The sequence below is a fragment of the Agathobacter rectalis ATCC 33656 genome, assembly GCF_000020605.1.
Classification (GTDB): Bacteria; Bacillota; Clostridia; order Lachnospirales; family Lachnospiraceae; genus Roseburia; species Roseburia rectalis.
Genome location: NC_012781.1, coordinates 905,147 through 918,595 on the forward strand (window position 1 = coordinate 905,147; position 13,449 = coordinate 918,595).

Sequence of the window (13,449 nt, forward strand, 5' to 3'; positions counted from 1 at the left end):
ATAACATGACTTACAGATTTCAGGAGGATTCCAATGAGTGAGAAGAAGAATACAGGTAAGAAGGCAGTCATAGCAGTGATTGTGATTGCACTTATCGTGGTAATTATTGCGCTTGTTGCTGTGATAAGCGGCAAGAGCAAAAAGGGTGGCTCAAAGAGCGCAACAGAGTCTGGCACCGAGGCCGGCAGCGAGACGATGCGAAGCGGACAGTTTGACATAGACTACGCAAAGCAGGTTACAAAGCTTGCAGACTATTCAGGTGTTGCAATTACTGTCTCAAACGATTATGAGATAAACGATACAGCAAAGCAGACATATCTGACCAATGTGCTTCAGTCATATGGTGCAGATGCGTACAAGCAGGTTACAGATCGTGATACAGTTGCAGATGGCGATTATGTCAAGGTTGATTACACAGGATATAAGGATGGCAAAGCATTTGATGGTGGCTCAGCTACAGATGTGATGCTTGATGTGACAAATAACAGCCAGGTCGGCGGTTCATCATTTATCGATGGATTTACAAAGCCTTTAATCGGAGCCAAGGTGGGTGACAAGGTTAAGGGTGACGTGACATTCCCTGAGGATTATGGCAACGATGACCTAAACGGACATACAGTTACATTTGAGTATACAGTAAAGGGCATTTACTCAGCAGATCCTGTTGCACTTGCTGATATGACAGACGAGCAGGTCAACACAGTGTTTGGAAAGGCCGGAGTGACAACAAATGCCCAGCTTACCACACAGATTGAGAAAGATTTGAAGCAGCAGCTCTACAGCGCTGAGGTGGACAAGATAAAGAGCTACATGATTGACAACAGCACAGTTGAGATTCCTGATGAGTATCTACAGGCCAGACTCAATGAGTATATTGCTTCATTTACCAAGGAAAATGTCAAGGATGGACAGACACTTAAGAAATATTTAAAGTCCAACTACAACATGACAGTGGATCAGGCCACAGAGAAGTGGAAGGAGAATCTGACAGACCAGATAAAGACAGAGTTCATCTTTGGGCTTATCGCTGAGAAGGAAAATATCAAGATGGATGATGATGCCTTCAACAGCTATGTGGATTACATCGTATCAGCCAGCAATGGCCAGTTCAGCAAGGCTTCTGAGGTATACAAGTATTTTGGAAGCGGACACAAGGATGAGGGAAAGACATACCTTAAGAACCAGTACCTTGTAAACAAGGCTATTGATACAGTCACAGAGAAAGCAAATGTGACATTTGAGGATGGCAGTGCAGCGCCGGATACTTCAAGTGGCAGCGCGGATGCCGAATAATAACGATAAATATGCTGTCTGTGGTGATGCGCAGGTAGCTTAAATGGAGGATTAGATAATGGAACTTACAAACATACGCGAGATTTTCCGCAACAAGGACAAATTCGCTGACAAAGAGGTGACTATCGGAGGATGGGTCAGAAGCAATCGTAATTCAAAGAATTTTGGATTTATCGTGGTAAACGATGGTACATTTTTTGAGCCAATCCAGGTTGTATACGGAAATGGCTTAGACAACTATGATGAGGTTGGCAAGATCAATGTCGGAGCTGCAATTATCGTAAGAGGTACACTTGTGCTTACTCCGGATGCAAAGCAGCCATTTGAGATTCAAGCCGCAGAGGTGACTGTTGAGGGGGCATCCACACCGGATTATCCTCTGCAGAAGAAGAGACATACATTTGAGTATCTTCGTACAATCTCACACTTAAGACCTCGTACAAATACTTTTGAGGCAGTTTTCAGGGTGCGCTCACTCTGCGCATATGCTATTCACAAATTCTTCCAGGAGAGGGATTTTGTGTACGTGCACACACCGCTTATCACAGGAAGTGACTGTGAGGGTGCAGGAGAGATGTTCCAGGTGACCACACTTGATTTGAACAATCTCCCTATGACAGAGGAAGGAAAGGTGGATTTCTCAAAGGATTTCTTTAATAAGCCTACCAACCTTACTGTTTCAGGACAGTTAAACGGCGAGACATATGCTATGGCATTCAAGAATATCTACACCTTCGGACCTACCTTCCGTGCGGAGAATTCAAACACCACACGTCATGCGGCAGAGTTCTGGATGATTGAGCCTGAGATTGCTTTTGCAGACCTTGAGGATGATATGATGCTTGCAGAGAGCATGCTCAAGTATGTTATCAGCTATGTGCTTGAAAATGCACCTGAGGAGATGGCATTTTTCAACAATTTCGTGGACAAGGGACTCCTTGACAGATTAAGAAATGTTGTTGAAAATGATTTTGCCCGTGTGACATACACAGAGGCTATCGACATCCTTTCAAAGCACAATGACAAGTTTGATTACAAGGTATCATGGGGCTGTGATTTACAGACAGAGCATGAGAGATACCTTACAGAGCAGATTTATAAGCGCCCTGTATTTGTCACAGATTATCCGAAGGAGATAAAGGCCTTCTACATGAAGCTGAATGACGACGGAAAGACCGTTGCAGCAGTTGACTGTCTTGTACCGGGAATCGGAGAAATCATCGGTGGAAGCCAGAGAGAGGATGACTACGACAAGCTCCTTGCCAGAATAAATGAGCTTGGACTTTCAGAGGATGACTACAAGTTCTACCTTGACTTAAGAAAATACGGCTCTGCAAGACACGCGGGCTTTGGATTGGGCTTTGAGAGATGCGTAATGTATCTTACCGGCATGGGCAATATCCGTGACGTTATCCCATTCCCTAGAACAGTTAATAACTGTGAGCTGTAATCACGAATGAATTTCATACATGAATAATTACCGCCCTTTGCACATATATATGATGTGTGGAGGGCGTTTTTATGTGGAGAAAAATCAAAGGTCCTGTGATAACAATATGTATCATGCATCTTACGGCGCTTTTGTGCCTTATCATACTTTCTATAGTACAGTGCTTTGTCGACATGGCGGAGTGGATAAGCTTTGCACTTGCCATGGCGGTCAATATAGTGGTGGGGCTTGTGTGCGGATTTTTGCTCAAATGCTGCTTTCACCGCAGACGTTTTATCAGGGTGACGGTCGTAGCATACTGGATAACGTATGTGATAGCAACAGTGGTCATAGATATAGGTGAATCAAAAAATATATTCGAGCTTTTGATAATACTCCTTCTGGTAATGTTTTCAGCGCTTGTTTTTCGCTAAAAAAAGGACTTTTCATATTGATAATGCTGTGATATAATGTTGAGAGCAAATATGATGTGTCAATCAGACATCGTTAAATGAAAAGGAGATAAAAATGAAACACGTAAAGACATTAAATACAAGAAAATTACAGAACACAGTTAAAAAGGGCGGATGTGGCGAGTGCCAGACATCATGCCAGTCAGCTTGCAAGACATCTTGTACAGTTGGAAACCAGACTTGTGAGCAGTACAAATAGTCATAGGTGAAGCGGATTTAAAGAGTGTGCGCTGATAGGTGCACACTCTTTTCGCAGTGTAATTTTAAAATGTGTATAGAAAGAGAGGAATATTGTAGTGGTTCATCAGTACAGGAACAACGGCTATAATATTGTCTTAGATGTCAACAGTGGCGCAATCCATGTGGTGGATGATGTCACATATGACGTTATTGAGCTGTTTGAGGACAACTCAGCTAAGGAGATTATTGAAAAGCTTGTGGACAGGTATCCACAGACGGAGATAGAAGAAGCAATACAGGAAGTAAATGAGCTTAAGGATAATGAAGAGCTCTTCACAGAAGATACATACAAAGAGCGTATCATAGATTTCAAGAAGCGCCAGACAGTTGTAAAGGCACTTTGCCTTCACATCGCGCACGACTGCAACCTTGCCTGCAGATATTGTTTTGCAGAGGAGGGCGAGTATCACGGCAGACGAGCTCTCATGAGCTACGAGACAGGAAAACAGGCACTTGATTTCCTGATTGCCAATTCAGGCAGCAGAAGAAACTTAGAGGTAGACTTCTTTGGAGGAGAGCCTCTCATGAACTGGGATGTGGTGAAGCAGCTTGTGGCATATGGAAGAGAGCAGGAGAAGCTTCATGACAAGCATTTCAGGTTCACACTCACCACAAACGGTGTGCTCTTAAATGACGAGATTATGGAGTTCGCCAACAAAGAGATGGATAATGTAGTTCTTAGTATAGACGGACGCAAGGAGGTTCATGACCGTATGAGACCTTTCAGAAAGGGTGCCGGCAGTTATGACCTTATTGTTCCGAAATTCCAGAAGTTTGCAGAGAGCAGACATCAGGACAAGTACTATGTGAGAGGTACATACACACATTTCAATACTGATTTTTCAAAGGATGTGCTTCATCTGGCTGATTTAGGCTTCAAACAGATTTCGGTTGAGCCTGTGGTGGCACAGCCTACAGATGAGTATGCACTTAAGGAATCTGATTTACCTGTGCTCTTTGATGAGTACGACAGACTTGCAGCAGAGATGGTAAAGAGAAACAAGGCAGGAAACGGCTTCAATTTCTTCCATTTTATGATAGATTTAGAGGGAGGACCTTGTGTATATAAGCGTCTTTCCGGTTGTGGCTCAGGAACTGAGTACCTGGCAGTGACTCCATGGGGAGATTTATATCCATGCCACCAGTTTGTGGGCAATGAGGACTTCCTTATGGGTAATGTCTGGGATGGCATCAAGGCCACTGACATCCAGGATGAGTTTAAGTGCTGTAATGTTTATGCCAAGGAAAAATGTCGCAACTGTTTTGCCAGATTCTATTGCAGCGGTGGCTGTGCCGCCAACTCATACAACTTCCACGGCACAATCACTGATGCCTATGATTTAGGCTGCGAGCTGCAGAAGAAGCGTATAGAGTGCGCTATCATGATTAAGGCAGCAGAGGCTGATATGGCAGATGATGCACAATAATTTGAATTTGTCACGGGAAACGGATAGCGGTATTTGTGACCCGTGTGCGAATATATTTGCCATCTGTATACCTATATGGATGGTAGCAAAATGACAGGAAGGTATAAGAAAATGAAAAAAGGAAAGAGTTGGGTGATTATCCTTGTGGCAGTCATTTGTATCGGCTTGCTGGGCTGGTATTCCACTGCAGTAATCACCGACACAAAGCAAAAGCAGGAGGCAACTGCTAATGGTGAGAGCACCAAGGATAAGGATTATCAGAATATCAAGCTTGGTCTCGACCTCTCAGGTGGTGTTTCAATCACCTACCATATCAAGGACAAGAATCCTTCAGACAAGGATGTAAATGATACTATCGCAAAGCTCGAGGAGCGTGCAGAGAGCTACACAACAGAGTACTCTGTATACAAGAGCGGGGATGACCGTATCACTGTAGAGATTCCGGGTGTTGACGACCCTAACAAGGTACTCGAGGATCTTGGAAGTCCGGGATCACTGTACTTCATCGCCCAGTATGACAGTGACGGAAATGCCAACTATACACAGGACACATCGGCCCAGGGCGGCTACAAGCTCAACTATGATATTGACACCTTAAAGGCCAATGGTTCAGTCATCCTCGATGGTAACGATGTAAAGGATGCAAGCGCCCAGTATGACCAGTCATCATCTACATCAACCAAGGAGCCTGTTGTTTCATTAAAGCTCAAGGATAAGGCTATTGACACATGGGCAGATGCCACAAAGAAGGCAAAGGATGCAGGACAGTCAATCGGTATATACTATGATGATCATTTCATCAGCGTTCCTACAGTAAGCGCCGTTATCTCAGATGGTAACTGTGTAATCAACGGAATGAAGGATTACGACGAGGCAACAAGCCTTGCAACATTTATCCGTGTCGGAGCCATCAACCTTCAGCTCGAGGAGTTAGAGTCAAATGTTGTTGGCGCACAGCTCGGTGGAACAGCGCTCACAAATGCAGTAAAGGCTGCAATTATCGGAATTATCTTAATCATGATATTCATGATTGTGCTCTATGGTATACTCGGTGTGGTTGCATCTATCGGACTTGCACTCTACTCAATGCTTACAGTACTGTTTATTTACTGGTTTGAGATTACACTTACACTGCCGGGTATCGCGGGTATCATCCTTGGTATCGGTATGGCAGTAGATGCAAACGTTATCGTATTTGCCCGTATCCGTGAGGAAATCGCAGGTGGCAAATCAGTGCTTGCTGCAGTAAATGAGGGCTACAAGAAGGCTCTTTCAGCCATCCTCGATGGACAGGTTACTACATTTATCGCAGCACTTGTGCTTATGGTGCTCGGTTCAGGTACAGTAAAGGGCTTTGCATACACACTTATGATTTCAATTATTCTGTCACTGTTTACAGCTCTTTTTATTGCAAAATACCTTACAAGAGCATTTTACGGTGTCGGTGTCAGAGCTGAGAAGTTCTACGGCAAGGCAAAGAAGAGAAAGGTTATCAGATTTGTACAGAACAGAGTTAAATACTTTGTTATCTCAGGTGTAGTTATACTTGCAGGTATCGGCGGCATGATTTATTTCGGTGCTACAAGCGGCAATGCATTAAACTACAGTCTTGAGTTTGTAGGTGGTACATCAACCACTGCAGACTTTGGCAAGGATTATACAGCCGCAGAGGTTGAGAAGGACATCGTGCCTTCAGTATCAAAGCTCCTTGGCAATAGTGCAGTGCAGGTTACTACAGTCCAGGGCAGCCATGATGTCACATTAAAGACACGTACACTTTCACTCGATGAGAGACAGGATCTCGCAGCTCTTCTTGAGAAGGATTTCAATGTTGATGCATCAACTATAGAGACTCAGAGTATCAGCTCAACAATCAGTGGAGAGATGAGAACAAACGCTGTAAAGGCAGTTATTATTTCATGTATTTTCATGCTGTTATATATCTGGTTCAGATTCAAGGACATCAGATTTGCTTCAAGTGCTATCCTTGCGCTGGTACATGATGTGCTTGTTGTAGTCACAGCATATGCACTTATCAGAATCTCAGTCGGCAGTACGTTTATCGCATGTATACTTACAATCGTAGGTTACTCAGTCAACGATACAATCGTTATCTTTGACCGTATCCGTGAGAACCTTCACGGTATCAAGAAGTACTCAGCAGATGAGCTTGCTGATATAGCAAACGAGTCCCTTACACAGACACTTTCACGAAGCATCAATACTTCGCTTACTACATTTGTTATGGTATTGTTACTCTTTATCTTTGGTCATACATCAATCAGAGAGTTCTCATTACCACTCATGGTAGGTGTGCTTTGCGGAACATATTCTTCAATCTGCATCGCTACAGAGCTGTGGTATGTGATGAAGCTTTATCTGGGCAAGAGCGCCATCAAAAAGCAGGCGGCTGCACCGGCTAAGGTTTCTAAAAAAGCTAAGAATTAATAATTAATTTATGGCCCGGCCTTTAAAGGCTGGGCTATTGTTTTTTGTGGACTTATTAATATATGCAGATATGTTTATATATTTATAAATTTATGTGCGGAGTAATAGAATGGAGCATTATTTATATGAAAATTTTTCTGATTTATCTGCTTCTTATGAATATAGCAGGCTTTGCTGCTATGGGAATTGACAAGTGTAAGGCCATGGCACACGCATGGCGCATCCCGGAGAAGACATTATTTGGGCTCAGCCTGCTGGGCGGAAGCGCCGGTACCTGGGCTGGGATGTATGCCTTCAGGCACAAGACAAAGCATTGGTATTTTGTAAAGGGGATGCCGCTTATTTTCTTTATCCATGTGGTTATTGCATGTGTTATCTACAGGAATTTCTATTAGAAATTTAATTATACAAGGTAACAAAATACTTAATGTAGGTAAAAAGTAACAAAAAAATGTAGCATATAAGTACATAATTGTGTATAATAGATAACAGGTACAAAACCACTACACAACTATCAAGGAGGGCAAAATAATGTGGGCATATGAAAGTGTATTTTATCAGATTTATCCGTTAGGCTTCTGTGGGGCACCATTTGAGAATGATGGTGTTTTGGAACACAGAATTTTAAAAGTGAATGACTGGATACCTCATATCAAAAAGCTTGGGGCAGATGCAATCTATTTTTCACCGGTGTTTGAATCTGATACACATGGATATAATACAAGGGATTATACAAAAATAGACACAAGGCTTGGCACAAACGAGGACTTCGCACAGGTTTGTGACAATCTGCACAAGGACGGCATAAAGGTAGTGCTGGATGGTGTGTTCAATCATGTGGGAAGAGGCTTTTGGGCGTTCCAGGATGTGCTTAAAAACAGAGAAAGCTCACCATATGTGAACTGGTTTGGCCGTATAGCGTTCGATGGCAATTCAAACTATAATGATGGATTGTGGTACGAGGGCTGGGAAGGAAACTATGATCTGGTCAAGCTTAATCTGAGAAATGAGGATGTAATCCAGCATATCTTTTCAGCGATAAAGGGCTGGGTAGACGAGTTTGATATAGACGGGCTGAGACTTGATGTGGCATACTGCCTCGACCATGATTTCCTCAGAAGACTAAGGGAGTTCTGCGACTCACTAAAGCCGGATTTCTTCCTGGTGGGAGAGACACTGCATGGTGACTACAACCAGATTATGAATGATGCGATGCTTCACTCGGTAACGAACTATGAGTGCTATAAGGGTCTGTACTCGAGCTTTAATTCCATGAATATGTTTGAGATAAATCATTCGCTTCTCAGACAGTTTGGACCGGAGCAGTGGACTCTCTACAAGGGTAAGCACCTGCTGTCATTTGTGGACAATCATGATGTGACAAGAGTGGCAAGCATACTGACCAATGAAAAGCATCTGCCACTAATCTATGCACTTGCATTTGGTATGCCGGGCATCCCTTGTGTGTACTATGGCAGTGAGTGGGGAGAGAAGGCAAAAAAAGAAGACGGTGACCCGGCTCTGAGGGCATGCTTTGAAGCGCCACAGTGCAATGAGCTGACTGAATGGATTTCAAAGCTCGCAGAGGCAAAGAAGCAGTCAAAGGCACTCTGCTACGGTAATTTCTATTCGGTTGTGCTCACAAACGGCCAGTGCGTTTTCGGTCGTGAATGTGATGGTGAAAAGGTATTCGTGTGCATCAATGCCGCAGACCAGCCGTTTTTCGCGGGCTTTGATATGGGAAAGGGTGATGCCACAGACCTGATTACAGGTGAGCAGGTTACATTAAACGGTGGCCTTGAGCTGCCACCTTACAGTGCATACTTTTTGAGATAACATTTGTATGGACAATAAAAGAATTAATAAAAGAAAAAATGAAAGAAAAGAGCTCATATGTGCTGTCACAGCCGTAGTGGTACTTTACACAGCTATGGAGTCGATAGGCATCACATGCCCCATTAAGTTCATCACCGGAATATCATGTGCAGGCTGTGGCATGTCGAGGGCATGGATGGCATTTTTACACCTTGATATAGCAAAGGCATTTACATACCATCCGCTTTTTTGGCTTGTGCCTATTGCGGTAATAGTGCTTTTGTGTAAATCTAAAATAAATATTAAAATTTATAAAATAATTATATTTACAATCATCATTATGTTTGCTATAGTTTATATGTGCAGATTGATATGGTCAGGCGATGATGTAGTGGTTTTTGAGCCGCAAAACAACATCCTGTTTCGTATCATCCGTGTAATAAAAAGCAAATAAAAAAGGAGAAAGAAGATGTTTTGCGAGAAATGTGGAAAAGAAATTCCTGATTCAACAAAATTCTGTCCATACTGTGGAGCACCTGTTTCCAAGGCACAGGATTTTGTCAACAAAGCAGGAGAGGCCTTCAATGCAGCAGAGCAGGAGCTTGGAAGTGCATTTGATGAGGTAAAGCAGTCCTTCACAGGAAATAGTGCAAACCAGCAGAATGCAGGTGGACAGTACAATGGAGGCTACCAGAACAACGGAGCCGGACAGTACAACGCAGGCTACCAGAATAACGGAGCCGGACAGTACAACGCAGGCTACCAGAACAACGGAGCCGGACAGTACAATACAGGCTACCAGAACAATGGTGGTCAGACTCCTCCACCATACAGGGGAGAGAAGTTAAAGGACGACAGAGGTCTTGCCTCATACATCATCCTGTCTATTATTACATGTGGTATTTATGGATATTATTTCATCTACAAGATGGCTCATGATGTCAATATAGCATGTGATGGAGATGGCGAGAATACATCAGGTCTCGTAGCATTTATCCTGCTTTCAATGATTACATGCGGTATCTATGCATGGTACTGGTACTATAAGCTGGGCAACAGACTGGCAAATAATGCAGGCAGATACGGACTTGGCATTCAGGAGAATGGAACCACTGTTTTGATGTGGTGTATATTTGGTACACTTATCTGTGGAATCGGACCATTCATCGCTATGTATATCCTTATCAAGAACTCAAATATGATCTGCAATGCTTACAACAGGACACATGGACTTATGTAATTTGAGTTTTGATTTAATTTAATTAAATAATTTGATTATATTATTTCTAAGGCGGGAGGCAGTTTGCATTAAGCAGACTGTCTCCTTAAATATTGTATATTAAATTAAACGGTAAATATTATTGAAAAAGGTCATTCAGACATTGACAAAAATTTGTCAAAGTGTTACTATTTTTTTATAAATTACGACAGAAATGTCAGTTATACATAGGTTTTTTAAGGAGGATTTATACAATGAGCGAGTTCAAAAATTTAACACTTGACGTAGCAGATCAGATTGCAGTACTTGCAATTTCAAGACCGGCTGCTCTTAATGCATTAAACAGTGAGACTCTTGATGAGTTAAATGTAGCATTAACAGAGATAGAGGCAAGAGACGATGTTAAGGTGCTTATCCTTACAGGTGGTCCTGACAAGAAGGGCAACGAGTTCAAGTCATTCGTAGCAGGAGCAGACATCTCAGAGATGGTTAATTTCACAGCACCACAGGCAAGAGCATTCGGAATCAAGGCTTCAGAGCCATTCTTCAAGCTCATGAATATGCGTCAGGTAACAATCGCAGCTGTCAATGGATTTGCACTCGGTGGAGGATGCGAGATTTCTATGGCATGTGATATCAGAATCGCTTCTGAGAACGCAATTTTCGGACAGCCTGAGACAGGACTTGGAATCATCCCTGGCTTTGGCGGTACACAGAGACTTGCTCGTTTAGTAGGAATGGGACGTGCTAAGGAAATGATCTTCACATGCGACAATGTAGACGCTGCAGAAGCATACCGCATAGGTCTCGTAAATAAAGTAGTAGCAAAAGAGGAGCTTATGCCAACAGCTAAGGCTATGGCTGCAAAGATCATTTCTAAGGGAAGCTACGCAATCTCAGTTGCAAAGGCTGCTATCAACAACGGATATGATATGGATATCAAGAACGCTGTTGAGATGGAAGCAAACCTCTTTGGTGTTGTAAATGATACAAACGACAAGAAAGAGGGAATGGGAGCATTCCTTGAGAAGAGAGCTGCAAACCTCACAGATTTCTAAATAATGATTTGAATTATTTATTGTATATGAATTAAAATAGCCGGTGTGTTAAGCACCGGCTATTTTGTATGAATCAGATTAGATTATTACTCTCACGATAAACATAGTATCAGATACACTGTACTGGCATTTGCCGCCAAGTCTCTCAGCAGACTGTCTGATGCTTTTTGTACCAAGCCCATGCCCTCTTTCTGTTGCAACGGGCATATCGTTTATGAGCTAAGGCATTGTCGTTTTCATTGTTTTCGATGAAGGCAGCTATATTATTCAGAAAGTGTCTCATATCGTGGCGCAGCAGAGAAACATTTTTACCCCTTAAGTCTTTTTGACTTTATTATATAATCTTTTTTGTAAAGCGTAAACAACAGTCTTGAAAAAAGAATGAAACGTATCTATAATTAGAGTACTGTTCACATGGCAGTGTTAATATATAATTATAGATTTACAAGAGGGAAAAATGAAGTCAAGAGCAACACAGACCAAAGAACTGGATATGGTGAACGGACCACTCGCAAGGAAGATACTGATTTACTCCATACCGCTCATGTTCTCAAACCTGCTTCAGGTATTTTTCAATATGACGGATGTGGCAGTGGTGGGAAAATTTGCAGGTGCAAGAGCACTCGGCTCGGTCGGTTCCACGACAATCATCATCACACTCACAACAGGCATACTGCTTGGCATGGGAGGCGGTGTCAATGCTGTCACGGCACTGCACATGGGAGCAGAGGACTATCAGAGGGTGCATAAGACCGTCCACACATCGGTCATCCTGTGCTTTATAGCGGGACTTTTACTGTTAGTGGCAGGCATGGCTTTTTCAAAGCCACTGCTTGAAGTGATGAATACAAAGCCTGAGCTTATAGACGGTGCTACAGCATATCTGATGATATATCTGTGCGGTTCGCCGGCGCTTGCGCTTTATAATTTCGGCAACGGTGTGCTGAGCGCAGTGGGAGATACAAAGAGACCTCTCATATACCTGAGTATCTCAGGAATTATCAATATAGTGCTCAACCTGTTTTTTGTAATAGTGTGCAGACTCGGAGTGATAGGAGTTGCCATCGCAAGCATCATAGCACAGTATATCTCAGCGGCACTCATTATCAGGTTTCTCATGAAGACATACGGCAGCTACGGCCTGCGCATGAAGGATATAGCGATTGACAGGGATGCAGCTGCAGCAGTGCTTCGGATTGGAGTGCCGGCTGCGATACAGTACTCGCTCTTTGCCATAGCCAACATATGTATCCAGACATCCATCAACTCCTTCAGCCATGTGGTCGTGGAGGGCAATTCAGCCGCCACCAATGCGGATTCGCTCATCTATGACATGATGGCGGCATTTTACACCGCTTGCACCAGCTTCATAGCTCAGAATCTGGGCGCAAGAAAAAAAGAAAGAGTGCTGAGAACATTTTTCATCACACTTGCATACTCGTTTCTGATGGGACTGGTGCTTGGAGTGGCATTGTTTATATTCCAAAGACCGTTCCTTTTGCTCTTTACGAGTGATGATGCCGTGATACACTATGGACAGATCAGAATTGGTGTGATGGCATTCGTCTACTGTGTATCAGCCTTCATGGACAATGCCACAGCCGCCGCCAGGGGCATCGGAAAAAGTGTAGCACCTACCATCATAGTGGTTATGGGCTCTGTCGTATTCAGGATTATATGGCTGCTCACGGTGTTTGCGTATTTTAAGACACTGCAGTCCTTATATCTCATATACGTCATTTCGTGGACGCTCACCGCAATCGCCGGCAATATATACTTTGCGTACCACTATAGGAGAATTTAGCGGACAGCTATAATAAAACTGAATAGTAAGCGATAAGAACAGTCAGACATATGTGAGAGATGTGCCCGGCTGTTTTTGCGGTTTCGCGGCTGTCTCTCTTTTATAATAGGATAATAGGAATTTGCCTGATATTTTTATTGCCCTTTTGCGGTTTTAATGCTACAATCAAGCCAAAGCATTATATTTCTGTTGAGCGACACCACAGTACACATTTTTATCGGTGCGTATCACTTTGAAGAGGGT

Annotated in this window: 12 protein-coding genes; all 12 read left to right on the forward strand. The window is 43.0% G+C overall.

Annotation, left to right across the window (positions count from 1 at the left end):
* Positions 1-33: 33 nt before the first annotated feature.
* The 12 genes from EUBREC_RS04490 to EUBREC_RS04545 all read left to right on the forward strand — a co-directional run bounded on the left by EUBREC_RS04490 (position 34) and on the right by EUBREC_RS04545 (position 13,206).
* Positions 34-1,293: a trigger factor gene (locus EUBREC_RS04490; protein WP_012741870.1), complete on the forward strand. Its 1,260-nt coding sequence runs from the start codon at positions 34-36 to the stop codon at positions 1,291-1,293.
* A gap of 58 nt (positions 1,294-1,351) precedes the next feature.
* On the forward strand, positions 1,352-2,743 hold the full coding sequence (asnS, locus tag EUBREC_RS04495; RefSeq protein ID WP_012741871.1) for an asparagine--tRNA ligase: 1,392 nt from the start codon (positions 1,352-1,354) through the stop codon (positions 2,741-2,743).
* 71 nt (positions 2,744-2,814) lie between these two features.
* Positions 2,815-3,156, forward strand: a complete 342-nt coding sequence (locus EUBREC_RS04500) for a hypothetical protein (RefSeq protein WP_041253928.1) — start codon at positions 2,815-2,817, stop codon at positions 3,154-3,156.
* Positions 3,157-3,250: 94 nt separating this feature from the next.
* Entirely contained in the window at positions 3,251-3,394 is a 144-nt protein-coding gene (gene scfA, locus EUBREC_RS04505) for a six-cysteine ranthipeptide SCIFF (RefSeq protein ID WP_012741873.1), read from the forward strand.
* A 97-nt stretch (positions 3,395-3,491) separates the two neighbouring features.
* Positions 3,492-4,862 carry a thioether cross-link-forming SCIFF peptide maturase gene (gene scfB, locus EUBREC_RS04510; protein ID WP_012741874.1) on the forward strand — a complete coding sequence of 457 codons (1,371 nt, stop codon included), beginning with the start codon at positions 3,492-3,494 and terminating at the stop codon, positions 4,860-4,862.
* A gap of 111 nt (positions 4,863-4,973) precedes the next feature.
* The gene (locus EUBREC_RS04515) at positions 4,974-7,310 is read left to right on the forward strand and encodes a protein translocase subunit SecDF (protein ID WP_041253930.1); all 2,337 of its coding nucleotides are present in this window, start codon (positions 4,974-4,976) and stop codon (positions 7,308-7,310) included.
* Positions 7,311-7,435: 125 nt separating this feature from the next.
* The gene (locus tag EUBREC_RS04520; RefSeq protein WP_015516877.1) at positions 7,436-7,705 is read left to right on the forward strand and encodes a DUF1294 domain-containing protein; all 270 of its coding nucleotides are present in this window, start codon (positions 7,436-7,438) and stop codon (positions 7,703-7,705) included.
* A 136-nt stretch (positions 7,706-7,841) separates the two neighbouring features.
* Positions 7,842-9,146, forward strand: a complete 1,305-nt coding sequence (locus tag EUBREC_RS04525; RefSeq protein ID WP_012741877.1) for an alpha-amylase family glycosyl hydrolase — start codon at positions 7,842-7,844, stop codon at positions 9,144-9,146.
* 7 nt (positions 9,147-9,153) lie between these two features.
* Complete coding sequence (locus EUBREC_RS04530; protein ID WP_012741878.1) at positions 9,154-9,579, forward strand: DUF2752 domain-containing protein; 426 nt, start codon at positions 9,154-9,156, stop codon at positions 9,577-9,579.
* 15 nt (positions 9,580-9,594) lie between these two features.
* On the forward strand, positions 9,595-10,365 hold the full coding sequence (locus EUBREC_RS04535; protein WP_012741879.1) for a DUF4234 domain-containing protein: 771 nt from the start codon (positions 9,595-9,597) through the stop codon (positions 10,363-10,365).
* 233 nt (positions 10,366-10,598) lie between these two features.
* A complete protein-coding gene (locus EUBREC_RS04540; RefSeq protein WP_012741880.1) occupies positions 10,599-11,402 on the forward strand; it encodes an enoyl-CoA hydratase-related protein in 804 nt (267 codons plus the stop codon).
* 457 nt (positions 11,403-11,859) lie between these two features.
* Positions 11,860-13,206: an MATE family efflux transporter gene (locus EUBREC_RS04545; protein ID WP_012741882.1), complete on the forward strand. Its 1,347-nt coding sequence runs from the start codon at positions 11,860-11,862 to the stop codon at positions 13,204-13,206.
* The last annotated feature ends 243 nt before the right edge of the window (positions 13,207-13,449 follow it).